This window comes from Acinetobacter sp. WZC-1 (assembly GCF_052544965.1).
Genome location: NZ_CP199370.1, coordinates 1,906,983 through 1,933,132, shown reverse-complemented (window position 1 = coordinate 1,933,132; position 26,150 = coordinate 1,906,983). Strand labels below are relative to the sequence as shown.

The window sequence follows — 26,150 nt, the reverse complement described above, 5'->3', positions numbered from 1 at the left end:
TATCAAACATGAAGCCAAATGATGTTGTTTCAGAACTGCCAGACAAGCCGACAATCAGTAATACACCTGTCGATGTGCAGCAGGAACAACAGGCGGGTCTGGATTTTGTGCGTCAGGTGATTACTGACGACCTGGCCGCCGGGCGGACTCAGCAGCTGGTGACCCGTTTTCCGCCAGAGCCGAATGGCTATCTGCATATTGGTCATGTTAAGGCTATCTGTCTGAATTTTGGTGTTGCAGAAGAGTTTGAAGGCCTATGTAATCTGCGTTTTGATGACACCAATCCAGAGGCGGAAGAACAGGAATATGTCGATGGCATCGCCAAAGACATCAAATGGCTGGGTTTTCAGTGGAATGGCGAAACCCGCTATGCATCCAGTTATTTTGATCAGTTACATGCCTGGGCCATCCAGCTGATTCAACAGGGTGATGCCTATGTGGATTTGCAATCTGCTGAAGAAATTAAATTAAACCGTGGAAATTTTACCGAGCCGGGTAAAAACTCACCGTATCGTGATGCTTCTGTTGTCGAGAATCTCGAAAATTTTGAAAAAATGAACAATGGCAGTTTTGCAGAAGGTGAGGCCGTACTGCGCGCTAAAATTGATATGGCGGCTGCAAATGTGCATATGCGGGATCCAATTCTGTATCGTGTGCTGCATTCCGGGCATCATCAGACCGGTACCAGATGGAAAATATATCCGATGTATGACTATGCGCATCCACTGTCCGATGCCATAGAAGGGATTACCCATTCCCTGTGTACACTTGAGTTTCAGGACCATCGTCCATTTTATGACTGGGTCATACAAAAAGTGAAATCGCCGGCGGTACCGCATCAGTATGAGTCGAGCCGCCTGAATATCGACTATACAATTACCTCCAAACGTAAACTGCGCAAACTGGTTGAAGGCGGTTATGTCAATGGATGGGATGATCCACGGATGCCTACAGTGGTGGGTATGCGGCGTCGTGGTTTTACACCGGAAGGCCTGCGTGATTTCTGCAAACGGGTGGGAGTGTCGAAAACAGATGGTATTGTGGATGTTGCCATGCTGGAGTTTTGCATCCGCCAGTCACTGGAAAATACCGCAGCCCGTGGCATGGCCGTATTGAACCCTTTGAAAGTCACGCTGACCAATTTACCTGAAGACATGGATTTAACTCATGCCCGTCATCCCAATGTAGATATGGGGGATCGGGTGATTCCACTGACCCGGGAAATTTATATTGACCGCAAGGATTTTGAAGAAGTCCCGCCGAAAGGATTTAAACGGCTGATTCCTGACGGTGAAGTCCGTTTGCGCCACGCCTATGTGATTCGGTGTGATGAAGTGATTAAAGATGCAGCCGGTGACGTGATTGAGCTGAAATGTTCAATTGACCCTGAAACATTGGGTAAGAACCCGGAAGGGCGTAAGGTGAAGGGCGTGATTCACTGGGTTTCTGCGAATAAGGGGGTTACTGCGGAAGTACGGATTTATGAACGGTTGTTTAATGAAGCTGCACCGGATGCCGATGATGATTTCCTGGTACATCTGAACCCTGATTCACTGAAGGTGTTACAGGCAGTGATTGAACCGGCGCTGGCAACTGCCCATCCGGAAGATCGTTTCCAGTTTGAACGTGAAGGGTATTTCGTCGCTGATCAGTATGATCACCATCCTGAAAAACCGGTCTTTAACCGCATTCTGGATCTGAGGGACAGCTTTAAACCTGAGCGAGGATAAGCAAAGCACTGCTTTGCCCGAGCGCAAGAGAAAAAACTGTGTTTTTTCTGGCGGGGATACGCAGGCCACTGCTTTGCCCGAGCGCAAGAGAAAAAACTGTGTTTTTTCTGGCGGGGATACGCAGGCTACTGCTTTGCCCGAGCGCAAGAGAAAAAACTGTGTTTTTTCTGGCGGGGATACGCAGGCCACTGCTTTGCCCGAGCGCAAGAGAAAAAACTGTGTTTTTTCTGGCGGGGATACGCAGGCCACTGCTTTGCCCGAGTGCAAGAGAAAAAACTGTGTTTTTTCTGGCGGGGATACGCAGGCCACTGCTTTGCCCGAGCGCAAGAGAAAAAACTGTGTTTTTTCTGGCGGGGATACGCAGGCCACTGCTTTGCCCGAGTGCAAGAGAAAAAACTGTGTTTTTTCTGGCGGGGATACGCAGGCCACTGCTTTGCCCGAGCGCAAGAGAAAAAACTGTGTTTTTTCTGGCGGGGATACGCAGGCCACTGCTTTGCCCGAGTGCAAGAGAAAAAACTGTGTTTTTTCTGGCGGGGATACGCAGGCTACTGCTTTGCCCGAGCGCAAGAGAAAAAACTGTGTTTTTTCTGGCGGGGATACGCAGGCCACTGCTTTGCCCGAGTGCAAGAGAAAAAACTGTGTTTTTTCTGGCGGGGATACGCAGGCTACTGCGTCTTCTGCCATATATGGATCGAGCTGAGTGCAGGACGACACAGTATTTCCGGATCAATCATTATCAGCTCTTTCTGTCAAAACTCAGTTTTGACTGAGTGTTGATCAAAACTGATGGCCCATATGCAAAGGGTTGTGTTATCACTATAAAAAACCAGGAGAATAACAATGAACCCAGTTATTGAAGTACAGATGTTGATTCGTCAGCCGATCAGCAAGGTTTTTCAGGCTTTTATTGATCCAGAGGTGACGACGAAGTTCTGGTTCAGTACATCCACCGGCAGGCTGGAACAGGGTAAAACGGTGCAATGGCACTGGCATAAATATCAGGCCACTGCAGAGGTGAAAGTCTTATCCATTGTTGAAAATCGACAGATTCAGATTCTGTGGGGCGAACCCAGGACAGCAGTTGATTTTATATTTGAACAGATTTCTGAAAGTACGACCTATCTGAAAATCAGGAATTATGACATTCCTTTACAGGGCGGCGAACTGATTGCATTTGTCATGGACAGCACGGGTGGCTTTACAACGGTTGTGGATGCTTTGAAGGTATATCTGGAGCATGGCATATCCCTCGCATTGATTGAAGATAAATTTCCACCCTTTTAAATCCTGCTGCCATGACTTAAAACGCCAGTACCGTCATTCCATATCTGCAATGCGTTGCTGATTTTCAGGGTAGTCCATTTTTAATGGAGATGATTTGAGCATTGTTTTTTGTTGCTGTTGCAGGGAAAGGTAGCGGTAGGTGGGTATTTTTCTTTTCGCCTGTGCTTTCAGATTCATTTTGATATACAGAACCAGGGCGAATGAGGTGGTCGCAAGCGTAAGAAACAGGCCATTCATATAACTCATAATTGAGCTGACATAGCCGATGGTGGTCAGCCGATTCATCATTTTTACCACCTGGGGGCTGCTTTCAATGCCGGTGATTGCCCAGCTGCATAAATGTTCGCAGTTATTAATAATCAGGTGATAATTGTTTTCATGCATACGTGAGCGCATACGGCGCACGATCATGCGTCCTTTAAACCGGGGTTGTTCATAGTAGCGGACGGTGATTTTTTTACCGCGTGAAAAATTTTCCAGCGTGGTCATTTCAATGGGTTGTTTCTTAAATAAATGTGCAAGACCGGAATAATGAATGACACGTCCTTTTCCTGCATATATGCCATGATGGCTATAGCCGAAACGGTGAACGATAAGGTGGCTGCCTAAACTGTATTTTTTCAGCGTATTCTGCATATTACTGTTGTTTCCAGTCAATAGAGGCCTTATTGAAATGTACCTGCAGATTATAGCCCTAATCCTGTCGATGGTGTTCGTAAAATGATGGATGGACTAAGTTAATCATACATAAATGTGATCAAATTGTAATTTTATATGCTCGTGATATTTGATATAAATGTAGTTTTCACTCTGCATTCAGCCTTGAAACGTCTCGTCGAAAAACTATTGGGTGTGCTGTTCAGTACGCAGTTGCTTTCTGTTCCTGCTGTTGCTGGTATGGAGTATCAGCAGATTACCATTGGGCATCGTCATGCCGATGTAGTCAAAATTACTGATTTACAGCATCTGGGGCTGTATTTACAGAATAATCAGAATCAGGTTTATCACAAATTTTCCAGATTAAGAAAGAGCCTGGGGCCATGCAGCAAAATGCAGTTTGCCATGAATGCCGGCATGTATCATGCGGATTATTCTCCTGTCGGACTTTATATTGAGCAGTTTAAACAATATCAGCAATTAAATGAGCAACCGGGCAAGGGCAATTTTTTCATGCAGCCGAATGGTGTGTTGGCATGGAATGATTCAGAAGCCCTGGTGACAACGACTCAGGCGTATCGGCATTCAGATTTCAAAGCTCGTTACGCCACGCAGTCAGGTCCAATGCTGGTGACAGATGGACAGATTAATCCACGTTTTATTGAAAATTCAGATTCACTTAAAATTCGTAACGGGGTCGGCATTAAAGGGGGGGAGTTGTATTTTGTGATCAGCCGCAATAAATTAAATTTTTATAAGTTTGCTGCCTTGTTCAAACAGCAATTGGGCATACAGAATGCACTGTATCTGGATGGTTCCATTTCCAGTGCCTATATTCCGGCTGCGCATCGCAATGACAGACGTTACCGGCTGGGGCCTATGGTGGCGCTGATTGAAGAAGCGGCCACGTCGTGTGAGCAGTGAATTCTGAATTGTCGCCAGCGACCGGGGTCTGTGCAGACTGCCGCTTTGTTGTGATACATTGACTGTGCACATATACATACCAATTGAAAAGGCATTCAGTGGACTGAATGCCTTTGTCGTCTATATCTTCCACTTTCGATTTTGCCAATGTACTGCAATGTTTATTGCAGTGGCGGATGCCTGAGTTCGTTTAACTCTTTGCGGCTGTAGCCTCTCGACATTAACACTTTTTTAATGCCGGCGATGATATCTTCATCCGTTGCTTTCATTAATGACGCCAGAAGCTGATCATTGCTTTTACAGGAGTAATCATTTTCAACACAGGCCACCTGGTTTTTATGATCATTCTGTTGCTGATCTGCCATAAATAGTTTTTGCCAGAAACTCATAGAGCCTTCACATACAATTCAACATAATTCGCAATATAATGACTTTAAAATAAAAATCAAGCTTTGCAGTGTGATGCAGTGAACAGTCCGGTGCATTTTTTTACTGATTTCAGTCCAGTTGGATGATGCAATCATCAGTTTAAATTCCAGATCAATTTAACTACATCATTTACATGATTAAAATACGGATATCAGCAGGTCGTGCATAAAACAGCCCGGACTGAGTCTGAAATAAATTGTTTAAATTTTTTCCAGTAAAATTCCGGTTTCCACATGATGGGTATAGGGGAACTGATCGAATAAGGCAAATTTCTGAATGCTGTGCGTTTGCAGCAGGACTTTCAGATTGTCATACAGTGTGTCCGGGTTGCATGAAATATAAATGATGCGCTGAAAACCCTGCAGTAGTTTTAGGGTGTCATCATCAATTCCGGCACGGGGTGGATCGACAAAGACGGTATCAAATGTATAGTCCCGGATATCGATTTTTGCTTCCTGTAGCCGGCGGAATTCACGTTCTCCCTGATACGCCTGGGTAAACTCTTCTGCTGAAAGCCTTGCCACCTGAATATTGCTGATCTGATTCTGTTCAATATTCCATTGTGCGGCATAGACGGATGATTTTGCCAGTTCAGTGGCCAGCACACGATTGAATTTCAGTGACAGGGGCAGGGTAAAATTACCATTTCCACAGTAAAGCTCAAGCAGATCACCGCTGGAGCCTTCTGCGGCAGCACAGGCCCATTCCAGCATTTTCTGACAAACCTGAGCATTGGGCTGGGTAAAGCTGCTTTCAATTTGTTTATATTGAAATCTGTGGCCGGATACCTGTAATTCCTCAATGACAAATTCATTGCCCAATACGAATTTCTGGCCACGGCTGCGGCCAATCAATTGAATATTCAGCTGTTGTGCCAGCTGCTGTGCAGCAGGTGTCCAGTCCGGTTCCAGTCTGCGGTGATAGATCAGTGAAACCAGCATTTCCCCTTTCAGCGTGGCCAGGAAATGCACTTCAAATAAACGTTTGCCCAGTATCGGGTCTGCTTTTAATGCGGACAATAATACCGGCATTAACCGGTTAATTTGCTGGTCGGCAATGGGAAACTCATCAATACGAATGACGGTTTTTTGCTGACCGTCTGGCTGACGTTCAAACATGGCATAGAACATGTCATCTTCCGTATGCCAGATACGGAACTCTGCCCGCATGCGGAAATGCTGTTCCGGAGAGTCAAAAACCTCCAGCGCAGGTAAATGAAACTCAGAAAACTGCTGATGAATCCGGTCAATTTTGGCTTTAAGCTGTTGCTGGTAGGAAAGTGTCATAGAAAATCAGGAACATTGGGACAGAGCAGCAGCGATGGTATCAAAGATTGCAGGCAATGGACAAAATAAATTTTGGGGCTGTACTAGATTAGCAATGTGCTAATCTATGAAAATGAAGCTAACCAATTGTAAATTAAATAAGAAAACTCAATTAAAGTTGCTGGAGTTTTTCGTGCTCGGTGTAACTGCAAGAGCTGCTGCTGATTTATTAGAAATTCATCATAATTCGGCTGCTCTTTTCTTTACTAAAGTTCGTAAAATTATTGCTTATTATTTAGAGATGGAAGCTCTCGAAATATTTGATGGTGAGATTGAGTTAGATGAAAGCTATTTTGGCGGCACTCGCAAAGGTAAGCGTGGTCGTGGTGCTGCTGATAAAATGATAGTTTTTGGATTATTAAAGCGTAATGGAAAGGTCTATACCGTTGTTGTTCCAGACACTAAATCCAGTACCTTAATGCCTGTAATTGCAAAGAAAATAACACCTGATAGCATCGTCTATACTGATCAATGGCGTAGTTACAATGCTTTGGATGTTGCGGGGTTCTGCCATCATAGAATTAATCATTCTACTCACTTTGCAAATGGGAAAAATCATATTAATGGGATCGAAAATTTTTGGAATCAAGCGAAAAGAATACTGCGAAAATATAATGGTATTCCGAAGGAATCATTTCCCTTGTTTTTGAAAGAATGCGAGTTTAGATTTAACTATGGAAGCCCAAAACAACAATTGAAAGTTTTGCGATTTTGGACTGGAATTTAAACCTTATCTAGTACAGCCCCTAAATTTAATATTCAGTACATGCCGACCAACCAATCTGTTTGTAATGGAGGCTGTCACAGACAGACTGTATGACCGGGATCAGTGCATGATTTTTTCAGGACATGGATTCTAACGTCTGGTGAGATGCTCCACCAGGTAATCAATGAATATTCGTACAGCGGGGAGTAACCCGCGTCGTGATGGATAGACTGCATGGAAAATACCATGTGGCGCTGTCCATTCGGGAAGCACCCGCACCAGTTCACCAGTCTGAATATAATCATTGGCGATTGAGTTAGTCAGCAGGGTAATACCGCAATGCTGGCTTGCCAATGCGGCCAGCATCATCAGATCAGAACCCATGACAATCGGATTGATCCGGATTTTTTTCTGCTGCCGGTTCTGATCGTGCAGAATTAACATCTGATCCAGGTGCTCATCTCCCATACTCAGAATGCGGTGTGCAGATAAATCCTCAGGCTGTTTCAGCATACCGAATTCATTTAAATAGGCTTGACTGGCAAATAGATGCTGTTCAATGCTTTCAAATTTTCTGAGGACCAGGCTGGGATCTTCATCCAGGTTTTCCCGGACCCGCAAGGCGATATCAAAACCTTCATTGATAATATCAACACGGCGATTGCTGACCAGCAACTGAACTTTAATTTCAGGATAGGTTTTTAAAAAATTTGGAAGTATGCGGGCCATTTCGTTCTGTGCGATGGAAACCGGCAGACTGATCTTAATCACCCCACGTGGTTTTTCCCTCAGATGATCCACTAAATCATGTGCCGACTGTGCTGCATTCATCATCACCTGAGCATGCTGATAAATATTCATGCCAATTTCAGTGACGGCAAAATGCCGGGAGCTGCGCTGAATCAGCCGAACCCCCAGGTTTTCTTCAAGATTATAAACACGACGGCTTAATTTTGATTTTGGAATGTCAGTTGCCCGTTCCGCTGCACTGAATCCCCCATGCTCAACTACCAGTGCAAAACAATAAAAATCATCTAAATCAGACAGCATAAAACATTCCATTAATGCAGCAATGCTGTATTTTTAAGGTAAATCGTTGCATATTGTCAATTTACAGATTGTTTTATTTTCAGTGCTTAAGCATCCGTTAAAAGAATCTGCTGGACATGCCGGTATTCCTCAAGTCGAATCAGGTCCCTGGCTGACGGGTGCGGGATCCGTGAGAGATCCATATTGTCTGTTACATCTGCCAGTTTGACTGCACGGGCCACAGGGTTTTTAACCGCCCTATAGGCGGCTTGAATGCGTGATTCACCTTCTTTCCTGGTCAGTATCTGTATGGCGTCAATCACGTCCTGGCTGAACCCCAGGGAGATCAGATCGACCACGGTGGTATCGGTATCTTCAAGAATGTCATGCAAAACAGCAACAATTTGCTGTTCCGGAGTTTTCATCTTGAGCATAACGCGTAATAGGTGGAAGATATAGGGTTGATCGCCTTTGTCAGTCTGTCCACTATGTTTTCTGGCTGCCAGGGCAATCGCTTTTTCGATATTTGGCATAATTTCCTTATTTGACCGGAACGTTCAGTTCTTACGGGCTGCAAACGGATTTTTAAAAGCAGCAAAACTCGTTTACACTGTGGTTTTATTCTGTTCCAGAGAAGATGTCTTTTCAACTGATTCAGCTTGAAAATAATCAAGCAAATGTAACATGCCCTTACTGTCATCAGGATGTTCTTGACTGGAATCAGGAGCAATATATTCAGCCCTGCACACATACCCTGTTTATTGCCATTGATCTGGGTTTTGAATACATATCGCATGTTTATGAAGCCACTATGCAGCGCTCAGTGGATGACATCCATGCGAATGATGACAATATTGATGTTTTTCATGAAATTTCCAGCGCAGATTATGCCGATTATGTGGTTTACAGCTCAGCGTTGGGTGTTGCAGATCTGCAACGCTATGTGGGACTGTCTGCCAGGGAAGTTATGTAGCTTTCACGCCGTTGTCTGACGTCCAGAATATTATTTCCCCAGAACAAAAAGGGCGGCCATTAAGATTTACTGGGCTTAACAGTATCTGATCCCCATTGCTGTATTCCGGTTTGGTTTATGCGGTAGGAACAATGCTTTTCTGCTCCATCAGATATTGCTGTGCCATATACGGCGCCTCTTTACCCCGCGGTGAAATCGGCTGCCACTGGTCACTGGCATTTAATTCCCAGGCGCGCATATTGTCCTTTAAATAACTGAGTAAACCATTGTCAATAATCTGCTGACGCAGTTTTTTATCTTCTATGGGAAAACAGGTTTCCACGCGGGAAAACAGATTGCGGCCCATCCAGTCTGCACTGGCACAATATAAGTTTTCTTCACCATTATTATGGAAATAGTACACACGGGTATGCTCCAGGAAGCGGCCGACAATGGAGCGTACCTGAATATTTTCAGAAAGGCCGGCAACCTGTGGCCGTAAGCAACAGATTGAACGAATAATCAGCTCAATTTTAACGCCAGCCTGAGAAGCTTTGTACAGTGCGGCAATCAGTTTGGGTTCAGTCAGGGCGTTGACCTTAATAATGATTTTTGCTTTTTTACCGGCCTTTGCATGCGTGATTTCCTGTTCAATCATCTGTAGTAACTGGGTGTGCAGAGTAAAGGGTGCATGGAACAGTTTTTTTAGTTTCGCCATGCGTCCCATACCGGTCAGCTCCTGAAAGATTTTATGAACATCTTCACAGACGTCGGGATTGGTCGTCAGCAGGCCATAATCAGTATAAATTTTCGCATTGCCGGCATGATAATTTCCGGTGCCGAGGTGAACATAGCGCTTCAGTTTATCCCCTTCACGCCGGACCACTAGAATCATTTTTGCATGGGTTTTATAACCGACGATGCCATAAACCACCACTGCACCGGCTTCCTGCAACAGATTGGCCACAATAATATTCGACTCTTCATCAAAGCGGGCCCGTAATTCAATAATGGCGGTTACTTCCTTGCCATTACGGGCAGCTTCTGCCAGCACCTGTACAATTTCAGAGTCTGGGCCACTGCGGTAAAGGGTCTGTTTAATGGCCAGCACATTCGGATCGTTTGCCGCTTCCTTTAATAAATTGATCACGGGCTTAAAAGAGTCGAAAGGATGGTGCAATAAAATATCCTGTTTGCTTAACACCTCAAAAATCTGATGTGGATTTCTCAGTGCTTTGGGAATCACAGGCTGCCAGGGTTTAAAACGTAGCTCAGGAATATCAAAATCTGCAAATAAACGTGCCAGATTCACTGGCCCCTCAACCTGATAGAGATGGATGGGATCCAGATCAAACTGCTCCAGTAAATGCCGGCTGATACTGTCCGGACAGTTGGCTGCGACTTCAAGCCGGACTGCACGTCCAAAACGGCGTGATGACAATTCATCCTTCAGCGCCACGGCTAAATCATCCACATCTGTAGCCAGGGTTAAATCGGCATTACGGGTTACCCTGAACTGATAACACCCGGTTGCACTCATCCCGGGGAACAGATCATCAATATGCTGCTGAATAATGGCGGACAGTAAAATGTAATGTTGTTGACCACCACTTAATTCATCGGGGAGCCGTACGACTCTTGGCAGTGAGCGGGGAGCCGGCACAATGGCCAGTTCAATCTGACGGCCAAAAGCATCCTTGCCTTCGAGTGTGACAATAAAATTCAGGCTTTTATTGACCAGTCGCGGGAAGGGATGGGATGGGTCCAGGCTGATGGGGGTGACGACCGGCTGGACCTGTTTAAAAAAGTAGTTTTTAATCCAGTCCTTATGCTGATCCAGAATGTCGTGGTACTGGATAAAGCAGACACCATAATTCTGTAATTGTGGCAGCAGGGTATGGTTGAGTATCTGATACTGTTCCTCAACTGCCTGATGTGCATTTTCTGCGATTTGCTGAATAATGACTTCGTTGGGAATCCCGTCTGGTGCAGTGGTAATGGTATTGAAATCAATCTGCTTCATAAGCCCTGCAACACGGATTTCAAAAAATTCATCTAAATTTCGGGAAAATATAATGAGAAAATTCAGCCGTTCCAGCAGGGGATGGCTGGCATCCTTTGCCTGAGCCAAAACCCGCTTATGAAACTCAAGCAGGGAAATTTCGCGGTTGATGTAAGTATCGGAGCTGTGCTGAAAATCATTGGAAGCAGGCATGGTCTGTATCTTTATTTACCGTCAATGAGGACCCTGGAGGCATGGTAAGTGGTCTGTATGACATGGTGGTTACATTGATCATGAATTATGAATGATTCTATGTTAAAAATCTTAAATTTTAAGAATATTTTATTTTTTAATAGCTTAGTAGCTGACGTGAAGTGAGTGGAGTTGAAATTCAGACATTAAAAAAGTACACGCAGCTGCGTGTACTTTGTAGTGTGAAGCATTGATTTCAGATTAGAAGTTATATTCCATACCTAAACCAACCACAGTTTTCTTGTCATTGTCTGAGTACCAGTCACGCTTCTGCTGAGCAAGAACACCATAGAAACGTGCCTGTTTGTTGAAGTTGTAATCAACACCAACACCGTACTGATCAAGTTTACGATCATTATTAGTCCACTCAGTTTTTGCAGACTGGTATTGAGCTTTTAATGCCCAGGGTGTACTTGGAATGCTATAAGTAGCTGAGATTAACCATGCTTTTTCTTCAAGGTCTGTATAGGCTGCAACATCATCTGTAGGCTCAGCATGTTGATATAATGCACCGAATACCAGACCATCTGCACCAATTTGAGTTAAATCAACAGAACCTGTAAGGCGGAATGCATCAGAATAATACCGGGGTGCAGAATCTAAACCGTTATAGGTACCCTGAATACCAAAGTTACCTGCAATACCGGCGGCAAAACCATAGTCTTTATTTTCATAGGTCAGAGATGTGGAAACAGAGTCTAAACCGTCACGTTTGCTGTCATCACCTGTAGCACCAGTTACTGGATCAGTTGTTGATGCTTCACCCGTTTGTGCCTGGATGTTAAATTGCAGGCCCGGAATGATCAGATTTTTATCTGTTTCAAAACCAATAGTGTTATTCAGACGTTCTTTACCATACATGGTTCTGGTAATATCCAGGTTTGTATCATCGTTATAGATGTCCTGATATTTACCTGCCGCAGTTTTGAAGTAAGAATCGTATTTACCGGCTTTCAGTGTACCAATATTGGCAAATTTCAGACCAAGAAAACGGTTACGTGCACTCCATTCTGAGTCTGAACCTGAACCATCAGCAGCAAAGCCCCATTCTGCCAAATATACAACGCTTACTTTATCTGTTAACTTTTCTTCCCCTTTAACCCCAATACGTGAAGCATTTGAGTTTAATTGTGTCTCCTTGTTACCAGCGTTATTAATATTATCTACCTGGTTCAAAGAAACGTTGAGTTTACCATACAATGTAGGCGCTGCTTGCGCTGCGCTTAAGCCAAGTGATGCAACTGCTGCAGCGAGTAGCACTTTTTTCATTGAGATTTCTCCAAAACATGTTCAAAATGGCATATGCCTGTTTCACTTTTTTATGCAGCAAGCTCCGAACAAAAAATTACAGAACTTACTAACTTGCATGCAGTATCTGTAAACTTTGTTACAGTTGGGTGAAAGTAAAATGACAGTTTTATGAATCGTAAGTGACGGATATCTCAGAAAGTTTTGAATTATGTTTATGCAAACACAAAAAATGAGGCAGTTGCCTCATTCAGGTGTGTATGGGGGGTTAAAGTTTGTACAGAGAAATTTTAAAGTGCTGCTTTAATCTTTTCAGCGATGGCTTTGATTCTTTCCATATCACCCATCTGGGCGGCATGTCTTCCAAGCTCATGCACAGACCCTGGAATCAGGTGGAAGTGGACATGTGGCACAGTCTGTCCTGCGGAAACGCCTGATAGCTGCATCAGTACAAGACCTTTTGCACCCAATCCGGTTTCAATTGCCCGGGCAATTTTCTGAACCACTTGTATGGTATAGGCTGCAGCCTCCGGTGGTAAATCAAGCAGGGTGACTGCCGGGGTTTTAGGAATTACCAGGGTATGACCATCGGCCTGCGGCATGATATCCATAAATGCAAGGACCTGATCATCTTCATAGACTTTGGTCGCCGGGAGTTCACCCCTTAAAATTCTTGCAAATATATTCTGGTCATCGTAAGCCATGATTATGTCCTTCACTGGCGTGCATTAAATATTATGATTTACAGTTCAGCTCTTTCTGGCGGGTCTTGATTTCATCAAGACGCTGCTGTTCTTTCTCTGAAAATTTCGGCTTGCTGGTAAAGCAGTTTTCGTTTCCATATCTGGCTTTACTTTCAGGGTCTTTAAAGCAAAAGCCCCGGGCAGCATAGATCAGATTGCTGTCATCCTGCAACTTTTTGCATTCCTGAGCAGGATCAGCAGCGGAAACATGTACTGCGGTCAGAGCGGATATCATTGAAAATAAAGCGACGGCAAATTTATTCATGAGATGACCTCAAACTGACATTAAATTGTCTTGTAAGGCATTATATAGCGCAATACCCCGAATACAATGGCGAAAAATTATTCTAATGTAATTTTGCTCCATGATTCGTACATTTTTACCGCTGCGGAAAAATCATGGTCCGGGCCGGCAAGGTCACTGGCGGCCTGAATTAAACTTTGTGTCAGGACTGTGACGGGTGCAGAAATATGCGCTTCCCTGATCAGGTCAACAGCGATGCCGGTATCCTTGGCCAGTAGGGCGAGTGCGAAAGTCAGGGGAAAGCTTCGATTTAAAATACGCTGTGGCAACACACTTTCAGTCACACCACTTTTACCGCTGGATGCATTAATGCAATCCAGTGCTTCGGTGATATTGACGCCATGTGCCTTTAAGGTGGTAAAGCCTTCAGCGGCTGCACAGAGATGTATGGCCAGCATCATATTATTGACTGCTTTTACTGCAAAACCACTGCCTGAATCTCCAACATGTTTAATCAGCGTGCCCATGGCCTGCATGGCTGGCAGGGCACGCTGGAATGCTTCATGCTGACCACCGACCATAAAGGTTAGGCTTGCGTTTTCAGCACCAGCGGTTTGTCCACTGACTGGCGCATCCAGGAAATACGCATTTTGCTGTGTCAGCTGCCGGGCCTGTAAGCGTGCAGACTCCGGTACACCGCTGGTACAGTCCACCCAGACTGTGCCGGGTTTGACAGTGACCTGACTCAGAATCTCATCGACCTGCTGACTGGTGGGCAGACAGGAAAAAATGATATCTGCCTGTACGGCCTGTTGCAGACTCACAGCCGTTGTCCCGAATTCATCGGCATGCTGTGTGGCTTTATTAAAGTTGCGATTCCAGACATAAACCGTGCTGAAATGTGCAGGTAAATGAGCTGCCATACGATAGCCCATTGCGCCCAGGCCGAGAAATGCAACTGTCAGGGTCATACAATCACCTTAAATATGTCATGTTTATTGTGTTGTGGTACGTCGTGTTTATTGTGGAGAGGAACGCTCACTGAGCCACCGGGCCAGTACCGGCCAGAATTCGTCAGCGCTTTTCTGGCTGGACATCAGGCCCAGGTGCCCGCCTGGAATCAGCGTAAAGGTCACATCGCTACTGCCGGTCAGTTCGGTCAATGGTCTGACAGCAGCTGCAGTCACCATCTGGTCACTGCGGCCTGCACCAATCAACAGGGGACAGCTGATGTTCTTTAAATCAATTTTTTGATCACTCAGCTGGATGGCGCCATGCTTTAAGGGGTTCTGCAACCATACATTCAATAGCATATCCTGATTGACTGCACCGGGATAATCAACCATGTTGTTGAGAAAATGCCCCAGTGTCGCATGTTCGTGCAGTAATTTCTGGTCATCCAGGTGCTGCAGTAAATGTTTGTGGCCTTCATACCATCCTCTTGGATCCAGAATCTTAAACCCGATGGAATTTACAATACCTGGTGTATGCAGGAGCTTTTCGGAAATCTGTCCGTTATAAATGGCATGCTGTAATTTTGGATGGCGTGCAAGATATTCATTTATTTTCTGACTCAGTTGACCAATATTGCCAGACTGATAACTGTCAATGGGGCTGCCCAATATGATCAGGTTTCTGACGGCAGTGGGTTGGTGGCGCGCAGTATACAACAGGGCCAGTATACCGGCCAGGCTCCATCCGTGCAGGGAAATCTGTTCAGTTCCTGCATGCCGGCGGATGCTGTCAATTGCACGGGGAATGGCTTCATCAATAAAATTGAGAAAATTCAGAAAGCGATGCCGGTAATCCAGTTTGCCCCAGTCAATTAAATAGGCATCAAAACCCTGATCAGTAAAATACCTGATTAAGGAGCGATAGGGATACAAATCATAAATGGCCATATTGATGGCAAGGGGAGCAATAAAAACCAGTGGTTCCCGGTATTTTTTTTCAGATGCAGCATAGTATCTGATCTGGGTCTGCTGTTGCCGATCAATGACTTCATAGGCAGTCATTTCAGATAAGACCAGTGATTTGCCATTGAAAATACGTGCAGACAGATTTTTTAGTCTGACTTTATGGCTTGGCCATTTATTTTTAATTTGTTCCATAAATAGTCTTCGAATCATTCCATAGGGGCTTATGTAAAGTCTAAGCGATAATTTGATATTTTACCTTGACCTGAAATACCCGGGACGATCAAAATGTTGGCAATTGTTTACACAGGCAGTTTTTGGACTGAATCACAACATGAGCCAGCAAGACCAGATTGAATACCAACCGGATACCTTAGCCATAAGGACCGGTCATACCCGAAGCTTTGAAGGGGAGCATGCTGAACCGATTTTTCTGACCTCTTCCTTCGTTTATGCAAATGCAGCAGAAGCGGCTGCAAAATTTTCCGGGCAGGAAGCCGGCAATATTTATGCCCGTTTTACCAATCCGACTGTGACCATGTTTGAAAAACGCCTGGCGGCAATGGAAGGTGCTGAACGTGCAGTGGCAACCAGTTCCGGGATGGCTGCAATCATGGCTGTGGTCATGTCCTTTTTAAAGACAGGCGATCATGTGATTTGTTCGCGTGCTGTATTTGGTTCGACGGTAGCTTTATTTGAAAAATACGTGGCTAAGTTTGGTGTTGCCGTGGATTTTGTGGACCTGACTGACCTGAATGCCTGGAAAAATGCAGTTCGTCCTGAAACAAAATTACTGTTTGTGGAGTCACCTTCCAATCCACAGGCTGAAATTGCAGATATCCGGGCACTTGCAGATATTGCACATGCCGGTGGCGCACTGCTTGCCATTGACAACAGCTTCTGCACGCCGGTATTGCAGAAACCGCTTCAGTTCGGTGCTGATCTGGTTGTATATTCTGCCACCAAATATCTGGATGGTCAGGGCCGTGCGCTGGGAGGGGCCGTTGTGGGGAATCATCAGCTGCTGGAAGATGTATTTGTCTATGTCAGGACATCTGGCCCGACCATGAGTCCATTCAATGCCTGGGTGTTTTTAAAAGGTCTGGAAACCCTGAGTCTGCGGATGAAGGCACATTCTGAAAATGCACAGAAACTGGCAGAATATTTAAGCCGGCATGCGCGTGTTGAAAAAGTCTATTATGCCGGATTGCCTGAACATGTCGGGCATGAACTGGCCGTCAGTCAGCAGCGTGGTTTTGGCGGAATCGTTTCATTTGAAGTCAAGGGCGGGCGTGAAGCTGCCTGGACTGTGATTGACCAGACTCAGTTTATTTCAATTACAGGTAATCTTGGTGATGTAAAATCCACCATTACCCATCCGGCAACGACTACCCACGGTAAACTTTCCCCGGAAGCCAAACAGGCTGTGGGCATCAGTGAAGGTTTAATCCGTGTTTCCGTGGGACTGGAAGATATTGATGATATTATTCGTGATCTGAGTCGTGGTCTGGATTTAATTTAAATTTTGCTTTGGAGAGTTTTATGAACATTAATATGTTAATGCAGCAAGCGCAGCGTATGCAGAAGGACATGGAAAGCAATGTCAAAAAGATAAAGGAAGAGCTGGCGCAGACCGAAGTGCATGCAGAGGCGGGTGGTGGTCTGGTCAAAGTGACCATGACCTGTCGTAATGTGGTAAAGCGTATTGAAATGAATCCTGAACTGCTTCAGGATGACCCGGAGATGATTGAAGACCTGATTGCTGCTGCAGTCAATGACGCCGTACGTCAGGCAGAAGTCATTTCAGACGAAAAAATGAAAGGTGCAAATGCCGGAATGGGCCTGCCACCGGGTTTATCAGGTTTATTCTAAGGGATGATTTTAAGTGTTCAGTGATCGTTTTGATCAGCTTGTACTGGCTTTACGGATTTTACCGGGAGTCGGTCCGAAATCGGCCCAGCGCATGGCATTGCATCTGATCATGAAGAATCGGGAGGGTGCCATTGGCCTGGCACATGCGCTGAATGAGGCGACCTCCTATATTCATGAATGTGAAATTTGTCACTCACTGACCGAAAATGCCATTTGTGATATTTGTGCCTCCACGGAACGTGACGAGCAGGTCATCTGTGTGGTGGAGTCACCTGCCGATGTTATGGCGATTGAACAAAGTGGCAGTTTTCGGGGGAAATATCATGTACTGGGCGGGCATCTGTCCCCGCTGGATGGTATTGGCCCCGAAGAGGTGGGAATTCCCGGTCTGATCCAGCGTTTAAGCAGTGGTCATATTGAGGAAGTCATCCTCGCCATGAATGCAACCGTTGAGGGGCAGGCGACTGCACATTATGTGGTGGAGGCAACCCGGCATCTGGCCCTGAAAATGACCCGGATTGCCCAGGGCGTGCCGCAGGGTGGGGAGCTGGAATATGTGGACAGTCATACCCTGAGTCAGGCGCTGCATAATCGGATGAGTATGAAATAGGTACAGTTGCGCCGTTCCGTTTCAGTTTGCAACCGCGAAAACTGAGTGTGCACCCCCCTTAATATTTCCATACAAAGCCATCTGTCTGATATGTTATGGTGATCGGAACTGTATGGAGTAACCATGTTTTTCCATACAGATTCAGTCGGAATGCTCAGTCGGTGTTCCACTGTGGTTATCAGTCATTGACTATCTCTGATGTTGATGGACATAAATCTATTTATAAGGAGATAGTTAAAATTTCTATATTTAAAGAACTGATGTTCAGATAAAATATTATTTTATTTAAATGTAGCATTTTCACTCAGATACGCATGTTTCAATTTATTCATCAACAGACCGGACTTGACCGTGTTCTTGAGCTTATGAATCAAAGCTCCGTTTATGGCCTGGATACGGAATTCATTAAAGTCGATACGTTCTGGCCCAGGCTGGGTATTTTTCAGATTAATATTGAAGGACAGATATTTCTGCTGGATGGCACGAGCCTGGACCTGTCTGCTTTCTGGCAAAAAATTTTTGCCGCCGAACAGAACATTTTTCATGCCTGCAGTGAAGATATTGATCTGATTTATTATTATGCAGGACAGAAACCGCTGCGCAATGTGTTTGATACCCAGATTGCCATGTCGTTTCTGGGTTATGGTTTGCAGGTCAGCTATCAGAATGCTCTGAAACAGGTACTGGATATTGATATTGAGAAAGATCAGACCCGTTCAGACTGGCTTGCACGGCCACTGACTGCGGAACAGATGAATTATGCGGCAAATGATGTGCTGTATATCATGTCGCTGGCGGAACAGCTCAAAGCGGCTTTGCATGAGAAAAATCTATATGACTGTGTGATTGAAGACTGCAATAATCTGACTTTTGAGATTGCACAGGAAACCCCGAAGGAAAAACTATTTATTGAAATTGGCAATTATCGTCATTCACGCAGGCAGTTGATGCAGTTACAGCAGCTGAGCGTATGGCGTGAAGAAATGGTCAAGGCGCTGAACCAGCCACGCAGTTTTATCCTGAAAAATGCCACGATTCATGATCTGGTGGAAAAAAATCCAGGAAATATCTTCCAGCTTTCACAAGTTAAGGGGATCCGTCCGGGCATTGTACGTGAACATGGTAAAATCATCCTGGATCTGCTGAGGTTTCTGCCGGATGATCAGGCCTGGCCGCTGCGGATAGCCAGGCCGATCCGTCATTCGTCTCAGGATGTGACCCAGCATGTGGATGAGTTAATCGATAGCGCTGTGCAAAGCTGTAATGTTCCCCGGGAAGTGCTGATGCGTAAAAAATGGCTGAATGCCTTATATCAGCATGTGGTTTTTCATGGGGATGAACAGGATTTACCCCGTAGCTTACTGGGCTGGCGCTATGAGCTGCTGACCCGGCCACTGATTCAGTTGTTGCAAAAGGATGTCAGCTATCTGTCCACCCAGATGAAAGTGCAGGATTGAAAATTTTCTGTGCATAGGTTGCAGAGTACGACTCAGAAGTAAACAAACACAGCTGTACGGCCGGTTTTTTTGTTGTATGCTGTTGACTGGTTTGATACGTACTGTTTTTAAAAATGCACTGTGATATTTATAAATCGGGCAAAAAAGATGAAATGTATCTTTATGTTGCCCGCGCGGACAATGCTGAAAATGAGCATGCAGATCCATTGTCAGTATTGTCGGATCCATTGCGGGTGGCCTTTGGTCGGGCCACATTTGTGATGCATCTTGAACTCAGTGAATCGAGGCCACTGGCACGGGTCAATGTGTTACATGTGATCGACTCATTGCAAACGAAGGGTTTCTTTATTCAGATGCCGCCTGACGGTTTAATTAATCCGAATGCGGTTGAACCAGAGGGTTTACGTGGTGCATGATCAAACAGGAATCTGGTCAAAATTTTTAATGCTGCTGGATCCGATTCCAGAAAACAATATTGCCATTGCCGTTTATGGATTGGGTGCGCTGATCATCCTATGGTGCTGGTATGGCATTGCCAGGCGTTTACCTTCCCCGCTGGGTGGGATTCTCTGGATTATTATTTTTGCCTTGGTGGCAACACCGACTGTTTCAGAAGGGCCCAACTCTGAAATTGCGCCGGCTGCATTCGGGTTGCTTTTTGGTGTGCTGACGCATGACTCCATGCTGATCTGGTCAAACCTTGCTTTAATAGCATTTGTCATGGGAATTGGCCTGATGATCGGTTATTTCTGGTCCAGATACAAAGCCACTCAACATGTTTCAGTGAAAACGACTGAAACCGAAACCATTTCACCACTTTAAATAAAGATACATAAAGGTCGTTTATGTCTGCTGATGCTCAACAATTTACCGGTACCGAACAGTATATTGCCACGGATGGTTTAAAACTTGCCGTTAAAGCGGCCCGCATGCTGCAGAAACCACTGCTGATCAAGGGGGAGCCGGGTACAGGTAAAACACTGCTTGCAGAGCAGATTGCACAGCGTCTGAACCTGAAACTGATCACCTGGCATATCAAGTCCACGACCAAAGCCCAGCAGGGGCTGTATGAGTATGATGCAGTATCACGCCTACGTGACAGTCAGCTGGGCGATGACCGGGTTTATGAGATTAAAAACTATATTAAGCCGGGGAAATTGTGGGAAGCCTTTACCGGGGATGAACGCTGTGTACTCCTGATTGATGAAATTGATAAGGCAGATATTGAGTTCCCCAATGATCTGTTGCACGAACTGGATAAGATGTCATTTTATGTATACGAAACCGGTGAGACCATCACCGCAACACAACGGCCCATTGTAATTATTACGTCCAATAATGAAAAAGAACTGCCGGATGCCTTTCTGCGCCGTTGTTTCTTTCATTATATTGAATTCCCGGATGAAGCGACCATGCGGGAAATTATTGCCGTACATTTTCCGGATATCTCGACCTCACTGGTCAGTGAGGCCTTGCAGATATTCTTTAAACTGCGTCAGGTGCCCGGTCTGAAAAAGCTACCTTCCACTTCTGAGTTGATTGACTGGCTCAGTCTGTTGATGGCAGATGATATGCCTGAAGATATCCTGCGCAGTCATGATAAATCCAGGGCGATTCCTCCGTTATATGGTGCACTGATTAAGAATGAACAGGATGTGCAGCTGCTTGAACGGCTGGCGTTTATGTCACGTCGTTAAAATTGGTTTGCCGTGTATTGATCAGAAAATCATCCCTGTGCGGATGATTTTTTTAGCAATCCGGTTCCCTGGTCAGATTCAGCCCGATCATTCAGGTGTTTGCTCTGATCAGATCAGCATCAAATCAGTTGATGATGGAGGGTATGGGGTCCTGCAAAGCCTTATAAGCTGAAGGGTGAGGGATGCCGATCATTCGGAATGCTGAGTTAATTTAAAAAATAGATGTTGTTTAGATGTTTTTTTTATATATAATTAGCGCAAATTTTAGTAGCGGAGACCCCAGGTGGGATATTGTTCGAGGTTTAATTGGTTTAAATATACCGATTTATTCAGTTGAGCAGGATCGACATCACTTAAGGGGGATGCCATCTTGCAATGAGACGGCATAAATTCGGAAATCAGATTAAATACATTGTTCATTCATCATACTGTCATGCCTGATAGTAATGATATCGGCTCACTTTGGTCATATTCCGCCTCAGTTACGAGGAGAAGCGGATGCATTCTTTTGTATTTACAACGTTATTTTATGCCGTTCTGCTGTTTCTGACATTTTCAGGATGTATGGCCTATGCATTGCCATTGATGAATACAGATGATGCCGGCATTGTTGAAGACAAGCATTGTCAGCTTGAATTACATCAGGTTTATCAAAAAAAGGCACAGCAGGTCCTCTTCAGCCCGGCCTGCAATATCGGTACGGTGGAAGTCAGTGTGCCACTTGCCTATGATGATGGCAGCCAGAGTTACGCCTTTCAGCTGAAGCGTCCATTTTATGACAATGGTCATGTGGGCGTTGCCGGAAGTGTGTTTTATCAGCCGGTACAGTCGGATCGGCCTGATGAGTGGCAGTTTAATCTGCCGGTATCTGTCTATGACATCCATGGGGTGCAGGTGGATGCCAATCTGGGGCTTAAGCATCTGCATGATGATGATCAGGTGACCTGGGCACTTGCCGGAACTCTCCCCTTGTCGGCAGCGCACCATTTTAGTCTTGAAGTCTATAAAACGGCGCCAGGTCATACCGCTGTGCAAAGTGTCCTGCATATTCAGGTCATTCCGGAAAAATTAAACCTCTATGCGGCTTATGGCCGGGAGTTACAGGCAGATACCAGCTCCTGGGTCGGCATGGGGCTGAGCTGGACAACAGCGGTCTTTTAAATCGCATAATTGCATTTTTGATGAACTCCCGCACAGATCAGGACATCATACTGCTGTTCAGTCTGATGGAAATTACCATCACTGTGACGGGATCAGACAGGATTGACCATATCAGTCATACTGAATGGGAGTAAACCAGAATGAAATTTTTAAATAACATCCAGCTGGATAATTTTCTTGATACATTGATCAGTTTAGTTGTGGCCTTTATACTGGGCGGGCTGATCGGCTTTGAAAGACAATACAGACAACGGACAGCCGGTCTGCGGACCAATGTACTGGTGGCATTGGGCGCCGCCATATTTGTAGATATTGCCCTGACCCTGCATGGAACCGATGGGGCGGTCCGTGTGATTGCCTATGTGGTCTCAGGTATTGGTTTTCTGGGTGCCGGGGTGATCATGCGGCAGGAAGGCAATATTCAGGGGCTGAATACTGCTGCGACATTATGGTGTTCAGCTGCAATCGGTGCGGCGGCGGGGGCTGATCTGTTACTGGAGGCGGTTCTGGCAACGGTGTTTATCCTGGCAGCAAATACTTTATTACGCCCGATTGTACATGTGATTGAACGCAGACCACTGGATGACGAAGCCGAGCTGTTGAATGTGATTTATATTGTATGTGACCGACTGGAGAGTCAGCGGGTGATGGAGCAGCTGAATCAGGCACTGAGACAACATAATTATCCGCCCAAGGATATTGATGTCGAACCATTCGGTGAACAGGATGTACAAATTGAAGCGACGCTGATCGCAACGTCCATCGAAGCCCGGGTCATGAATCATATTATTGAACTATTGAACCACATTCCATCGGTCAGATATGCCTACTGGGATAAAAATACCATGAACTGATCTGGTCCCAAAAGCAGGACCAGGGAATTCAGGTCATCAATCCGGGTGCACTGCACTGGAAAGGACGCATCAGTCAGGGCTTTTGCTTTACCGGGATTTTTCAATCCCGGATAATGTCAGCCATCAGGCTGAAAATGATGTTTTTTGATATTGGACCTGATGACCTGGGATTGTTGATTTAATATAAGATAATGATGTTACCAAGGATATTAATTCATGTTTGTACGGTTGTTTTATACCCTGAGAAAATATGGCATACCCGTGACAACCCGTGAGTTAATCGATTTAAACCGGGCTGTCGCTGACGGCCTGGTATTTGCAGATCAGGATGAGTTCTATCAGCTTGTCAAAACCGTGATGGTCAAGGATGAAAGGTTCTTTGACAAATTTGACCGGGCCATGAAGGAATACTTTGACGGTATTCAGAGTTTTGATGTGGATGATCTGCTGAAACAGGTTCATCAGCTGCCAAAAGACTGGTTTGATCTGGAACTGCTTGAAAAGCACCTGACACCTGAGCAGCGGGCTGAATTATTAAAGGCGGGCTCCCTCGAGGAACTGATGAAAATGCTGGAAGAGCGCTTACGTGAGCAGCATAAAAAACATCAGGGCGGAAACCGTATGATCGGTACCGGTGGGACTTCTCCATTCGGTGCTTTTGGTGACCATCCCGAAGGTGTCCGGATTGGCGGGCCGGCTCGTAAGCGTTCTGCGGTAAAGGTCTGGGAACAACGCAAATATAAAAATCTGGATGACGAACAAATCCTGGGCACCCGTCAGATGCAGATGGCATTGCGGCGCTTGCGTAAATTTGCCCGTCAGGGTGCTGCTGAGGAACTGGATATTCATGGCACCATTCAGGAAACGGCCAGGCAGGGTATACTGGATGTACAGATGGTGCCTGAGCGGCGTAATCGTATTAAAGTACTGATGTTGTTTGATGTGGGTGGATCGATGGATGCACACATTGCCCAGTGTGAAAAATTATTCAGTGCAGCAAAAACCGAATTTAAAACCCTGGAATATTTTTATTTTCATAACTGTCTTTATGATTATGTGTGGAAGGATAATCATCGTCGTTCAACCAGCCGTATGGACACCTGGGATTTATTCAATACCTATGCCCGGGATTACCGGGTCATTGTGGTGGGGGATGCCAGTATGGCACCTTATGAATTGAAATCGGTTGCCGGTTCTGTGGAATATATGAATGATGAAGCCGGGGAAGTATGGCTGAAACGACTGCGTAATCATTTTGAAAAAACGGCATGGCTGAATCCTGAAGAGCAGGAGCATTGGCATTATATTCAGACCATTGCAGCGATTCAGCAACTATTTGAACAGCATATGTACCCGATGAGTCTGAAAGGAATTGAAGATATGACCCGATACCTGTCCCGCTAAGGCGGGACCGTATGCGTTGAGCTGATTGCTTTTATAAAGTGCGGTAGTGGTATGGAAACCTCGTGTCAGGAGGTTTTTTTGTGCAGTCTGGTTTAACCGGAAATATATTGCTGCAATTGTTCTATCAGTCTTTTTTGTTCTTCCATCGCTGCCTTGACCAGATCACCAATTGACACCAGGCCAATCAGACTGTCATCTTCCAGTACGGGTAAATGTCGTAAATGTCGGTCTGTCATTAGTTCCAGGCATTCATCCACAGTATGGTTGCGAGTGACGGAAATGACCCTGGAAGTCATGATCTCTGCCACAGTGGTATGGTCTGAGGTACGCTGCATCAGCGCAATTTTACGTGTGTAATCACGTTCAGAAAGAATGCCCGTGACCTGATTGCCTTCTGTGACAACAACAGCACCAATTCCTTTACTGGCCATGAGGGTAATGGCTTCAAGCACTGTTGCAGTGGGTGAAATGGTATAGATTTCCTGACCGGATTTATCCTGAATCACTTGTGCGACTGTGGTCATCGTTATTCTTCCTTCCTTACCTTAACTTTTGTCTGGGTGGGTAACTGCACAACTTTTAAATTAGCTATATTTTTAGAGAAAGCAAATACTTTTTAGTTACAAAGTGATTTATTGTTCACTTGAACAGTGTTTTAGCGCAGTAACATGACACTGATTTGAATCAGATGGCGGCAGCCTGTATCTGTGGCGGATTAAAAAAGAAATGACGCATCTGTGGGGTGGAAAGCCTGAACTTTCGGGTTGATGCATTATACAAAACCGGTGAGACGTTGAACCTGGTCAGAGTCGGTAACAGCGACTCTTCAAAATCGGCTGGAGTAATTTTTCGTGGCGTATAGTGTGGCCAGTGGAGTTGCGCGTATTGATAGGCCTGAACTGAATTAAACCAGAACGGAAAGATATGACCACTCTGGTCTGAAGTAATGGCCCATCCCTGATGATAAAGTCCCCACAGCACACCACAGTACATCATTGTTTTCAGAATCGAAATTTGCAGGATAAAATCCCTGGATACGGGCTGAAGACGGGTATAATTTTTCATGGCCGGTCACAAATACAATTTCATTAATCTCACGACTATCTTAGCGCTTTATTTTTAAAATACAGTTTCGGCTTGCGATGAAATCGTAAGAAATTATTTAAATGAAGGCAGGAACAGTAAACAGCGGATCTGACAATGTGATGTGTAAAAAGTCATGCCCATAAAAAACGCCACCTGAGTGACGTTTGCTTATGCTTGCATGGTGGCCATCTTTTGCCAGTACTGGGCTTTGAGTGAATCGCGTTCTACACGGAAACCCTGATAATACAGCTCAGCCAGAAACATTGCAGCTTTGCCATGGCCGGCACGGGCTGCTTCTTCAAGCTGTTTAACCGCTTCTGCGAAATTCATTTCAGATTGAATGGTATTCACAGCACTTGCATATACATGCTCTAAGTCATGATGAGAGAATTGCGTAATCATATAAAACTCCTTATTGTAATTATGATTGCTACATTGACATTATCGTCTGGCCAAAATCGACCTTTTAAACTAAACTAATGCAATAGTGTTTCACTAATATTACAAATCGTTCCACTTGTCAAGCTATATCTAAGGCGAATCATCAGTGTGCATGATTACATGATTA

At 45.1% G+C, this 26,150-nt stretch carries 30 protein-coding genes; 15 read left to right on the top strand and 15 right to left on the bottom strand.

Annotated features, from left to right (window positions below; all coding sequences use genetic code 11):
• The first annotated feature begins 8 nt into the window (after positions 1-8).
• Positions 9-1,730 (top strand): glutamine--tRNA ligase/YqeY domain fusion protein, encoded by a 1,722-nt coding sequence (locus ACT6PV_RS09000; protein WP_445116046.1) that lies wholly within the window; start codon positions 9-11, stop codon positions 1,728-1,730.
• Here the strand turns inward: ACT6PV_RS09000 and ACT6PV_RS08995 are convergent.
• Positions 1,711-2,460 (bottom strand): hypothetical protein, encoded by a 750-nt coding sequence (locus tag ACT6PV_RS08995; protein ID WP_445116045.1) that lies wholly within the window; start codon positions 2,458-2,460, stop codon positions 1,711-1,713. The two genes, ACT6PV_RS09000 and ACT6PV_RS08995, sit on opposite strands and share 20 nt — an antisense overlap.
• Positions 2,461-2,570: 110 nt before the next feature.
• Between ACT6PV_RS08995 and ACT6PV_RS08990 the strand changes: the two genes are divergently transcribed.
• A complete protein-coding gene (locus ACT6PV_RS08990; RefSeq protein ID WP_445116044.1) occupies positions 2,571-3,014 on the top strand; it encodes an SRPBCC family protein in 444 nt (147 codons plus the stop codon).
• A 33-nt stretch (positions 3,015-3,047) separates the two neighbouring features.
• On the opposite strand, the gene ACT6PV_RS08985 is transcribed toward ACT6PV_RS08990, so the two are convergent.
• Entirely contained in the window at positions 3,048-3,650 is a 603-nt protein-coding gene (locus tag ACT6PV_RS08985) for a lecithin retinol acyltransferase family protein (protein WP_445116043.1), read from the bottom strand.
• Between the two features lie 261 nt (positions 3,651-3,911).
• On the opposite strand from ACT6PV_RS08985, the gene ACT6PV_RS08980 reads away from it, so the two are divergent.
• Positions 3,912-4,595 carry a phosphodiester glycosidase family protein gene (locus ACT6PV_RS08980; protein WP_445117079.1) on the top strand — a complete coding sequence of 228 codons (684 nt, stop codon included), beginning with the start codon at positions 3,912-3,914 and terminating at the stop codon, positions 4,593-4,595.
• A 161-nt stretch (positions 4,596-4,756) separates the two neighbouring features.
• On the opposite strand, the gene ACT6PV_RS08975 is transcribed toward ACT6PV_RS08980, so the two are convergent.
• Entirely contained in the window at positions 4,757-4,984 is a 228-nt protein-coding gene (locus ACT6PV_RS08975) for a hypothetical protein (protein ID WP_445116042.1), read from the bottom strand.
• Between the two features lie 240 nt (positions 4,985-5,224).
• Positions 5,225-6,310, bottom strand: a complete 1,086-nt coding sequence (trmA, locus tag ACT6PV_RS08970) for a tRNA (uridine(54)-C5)-methyltransferase TrmA (RefSeq protein WP_445116041.1) — start codon at positions 6,308-6,310, stop codon at positions 5,225-5,227.
• Between the two features lie 112 nt (positions 6,311-6,422).
• On the opposite strand from trmA, the gene ACT6PV_RS08965 reads away from it, so the two are divergent.
• Positions 6,423-7,076: an IS1595-like element ISAbe5 family transposase gene (locus tag ACT6PV_RS08965; RefSeq protein WP_445117078.1), complete on the top strand. Its 654-nt coding sequence runs from the start codon at positions 6,423-6,425 to the stop codon at positions 7,074-7,076.
• Positions 7,077-7,205: 129 nt separating this feature from the next.
• Here the strand turns inward: ACT6PV_RS08965 and ACT6PV_RS08960 are convergent, their stop codons facing one another.
• The gene (locus ACT6PV_RS08960) at positions 7,206-8,105 is read right to left on the bottom strand and encodes a LysR family transcriptional regulator (RefSeq protein ID WP_445116040.1); all 900 of its coding nucleotides are present in this window, start codon (positions 8,103-8,105) and stop codon (positions 7,206-7,208) included.
• 86 nt (positions 8,106-8,191) lie between these two features.
• Positions 8,192-8,617, bottom strand: coding sequence for a guanosine-3',5'-bis(diphosphate) 3'-pyrophosphohydrolase (locus tag ACT6PV_RS08955; protein WP_445116039.1), 426 nt, complete (start codon positions 8,615-8,617; stop codon positions 8,192-8,194).
• 104 nt (positions 8,618-8,721) lie between these two features.
• Here ACT6PV_RS08955 and ACT6PV_RS08950 point away from each other — a divergent pair, with 104 nt between their 5' ends.
• Complete coding sequence (locus ACT6PV_RS08950) at positions 8,722-9,057, top strand: hypothetical protein (RefSeq protein WP_445116038.1); 336 nt, start codon at positions 8,722-8,724, stop codon at positions 9,055-9,057.
• A 115-nt stretch (positions 9,058-9,172) separates the two neighbouring features.
• Here ACT6PV_RS08950 and ppk1 read toward each other — a convergent pair whose 3' ends face one another.
• The 6 genes from ppk1 to ACT6PV_RS08920 form a co-directional block, all read right to left on the bottom strand.
• Complete coding sequence (gene ppk1 / locus ACT6PV_RS08945; protein WP_445116037.1) at positions 9,173-11,251, bottom strand: polyphosphate kinase 1; 2,079 nt, start codon at positions 11,249-11,251, stop codon at positions 9,173-9,175.
• A 240-nt stretch (positions 11,252-11,491) separates the two neighbouring features.
• Positions 11,492-12,559, bottom strand: coding sequence for a porin (locus ACT6PV_RS08940; RefSeq protein WP_445116036.1), 1,068 nt, complete (start codon positions 12,557-12,559; stop codon positions 11,492-11,494).
• Between the two features lie 269 nt (positions 12,560-12,828).
• Positions 12,829-13,242: an HIT family protein gene (locus ACT6PV_RS08935; RefSeq protein WP_445116035.1), complete on the bottom strand. Its 414-nt coding sequence runs from the start codon at positions 13,240-13,242 to the stop codon at positions 12,829-12,831.
• A 31-nt stretch (positions 13,243-13,273) separates the two neighbouring features.
• Positions 13,274-13,546, bottom strand: coding sequence for a YARHG domain-containing protein (locus ACT6PV_RS08930; RefSeq protein ID WP_445116034.1), 273 nt, complete (start codon positions 13,544-13,546; stop codon positions 13,274-13,276).
• Between the two features lie 77 nt (positions 13,547-13,623).
• A complete protein-coding gene (locus ACT6PV_RS08925) occupies positions 13,624-14,496 on the bottom strand; it encodes an NAD(P)-dependent oxidoreductase (protein WP_445116033.1) in 873 nt (290 codons plus the stop codon).
• Between the two features lie 48 nt (positions 14,497-14,544).
• On the bottom strand, positions 14,545-15,636 hold the full coding sequence (locus tag ACT6PV_RS08920) for an alpha/beta fold hydrolase (protein ID WP_445116032.1): 1,092 nt from the start codon (positions 15,634-15,636) through the stop codon (positions 14,545-14,547).
• A 139-nt stretch (positions 15,637-15,775) separates the two neighbouring features.
• On the opposite strand from ACT6PV_RS08920, the gene ACT6PV_RS08915 reads away from it, so the two are divergent.
• The 10 genes from ACT6PV_RS08915 to ACT6PV_RS08870 all read left to right on the top strand — a co-directional run bounded on the left by ACT6PV_RS08915 (position 15,776) and on the right by ACT6PV_RS08870 (position 24,496).
• On the top strand, positions 15,776-16,963 hold the full coding sequence (locus ACT6PV_RS08915; protein ID WP_445116031.1) for an O-succinylhomoserine sulfhydrylase: 1,188 nt from the start codon (positions 15,776-15,778) through the stop codon (positions 16,961-16,963).
• A gap of 20 nt (positions 16,964-16,983) precedes the next feature.
• Positions 16,984-17,313 carry a YbaB/EbfC family nucleoid-associated protein gene (locus ACT6PV_RS08910; RefSeq protein ID WP_445116030.1) on the top strand — a complete coding sequence of 110 codons (330 nt, stop codon included), beginning with the start codon at positions 16,984-16,986 and terminating at the stop codon, positions 17,311-17,313.
• Between the two features lie 13 nt (positions 17,314-17,326).
• Positions 17,327-17,923 carry a recombination mediator RecR gene (recR, locus tag ACT6PV_RS08905; protein ID WP_445116029.1) on the top strand — a complete coding sequence of 199 codons (597 nt, stop codon included), beginning with the start codon at positions 17,327-17,329 and terminating at the stop codon, positions 17,921-17,923.
• Positions 17,924-18,237: 314 nt separating this feature from the next.
• Positions 18,238-19,380: a ribonuclease D gene (locus ACT6PV_RS08900; protein ID WP_445116028.1), complete on the top strand. Its 1,143-nt coding sequence runs from the start codon at positions 18,238-18,240 to the stop codon at positions 19,378-19,380.
• 113 nt (positions 19,381-19,493) lie between these two features.
• Positions 19,494-19,796, top strand: a complete 303-nt coding sequence (locus ACT6PV_RS08895) for a YcgL domain-containing protein (protein ID WP_445116027.1) — start codon at positions 19,494-19,496, stop codon at positions 19,794-19,796.
• Positions 19,786-20,202 carry a hypothetical protein gene (locus tag ACT6PV_RS08890; RefSeq protein WP_445116026.1) on the top strand — a complete coding sequence of 139 codons (417 nt, stop codon included), beginning with the start codon at positions 19,786-19,788 and terminating at the stop codon, positions 20,200-20,202. The genes ACT6PV_RS08895 and ACT6PV_RS08890 overlap by 11 nt, the downstream gene beginning before the upstream one ends.
• Positions 20,203-20,225: 23 nt before the next feature.
• Positions 20,226-21,077 (top strand): AAA family ATPase, encoded by an 852-nt coding sequence (locus ACT6PV_RS08885; RefSeq protein ID WP_445116025.1) that lies wholly within the window; start codon positions 20,226-20,228, stop codon positions 21,075-21,077.
• Positions 21,078-21,575: 498 nt separating this feature from the next.
• A complete protein-coding gene (locus ACT6PV_RS08880; protein WP_445116024.1) occupies positions 21,576-22,238 on the top strand; it encodes a hypothetical protein in 663 nt (220 codons plus the stop codon).
• A 140-nt stretch (positions 22,239-22,378) separates the two neighbouring features.
• Entirely contained in the window at positions 22,379-23,092 is a 714-nt protein-coding gene (locus ACT6PV_RS08875; RefSeq protein WP_445116023.1) for an MgtC/SapB family protein, read from the top strand.
• A 216-nt stretch (positions 23,093-23,308) separates the two neighbouring features.
• Positions 23,309-24,496: a vWA domain-containing protein gene (locus ACT6PV_RS08870; protein WP_445116022.1), complete on the top strand. Its 1,188-nt coding sequence runs from the start codon at positions 23,309-23,311 to the stop codon at positions 24,494-24,496.
• Positions 24,497-24,588: 92 nt separating this feature from the next.
• Here ACT6PV_RS08870 and ACT6PV_RS08865 read toward each other — a convergent pair whose 3' ends face one another.
• From ACT6PV_RS08865 to ACT6PV_RS08855, 3 genes are all read right to left on the bottom strand, one after another.
• A complete protein-coding gene (locus ACT6PV_RS08865; RefSeq protein WP_445116021.1) occupies positions 24,589-25,020 on the bottom strand; it encodes a CBS domain-containing protein in 432 nt (143 codons plus the stop codon).
• A 160-nt stretch (positions 25,021-25,180) separates the two neighbouring features.
• Positions 25,181-25,561, bottom strand: coding sequence for a DUF2750 domain-containing protein (locus ACT6PV_RS08860; RefSeq protein ID WP_445116020.1), 381 nt, complete (start codon positions 25,559-25,561; stop codon positions 25,181-25,183).
• Positions 25,562-25,750: 189 nt separating this feature from the next.
• Positions 25,751-25,984: a hypothetical protein gene (locus ACT6PV_RS08855; RefSeq protein WP_445116019.1), complete on the bottom strand. Its 234-nt coding sequence runs from the start codon at positions 25,982-25,984 to the stop codon at positions 25,751-25,753.
• Positions 25,985-26,150 lie beyond the last annotated feature (166 nt).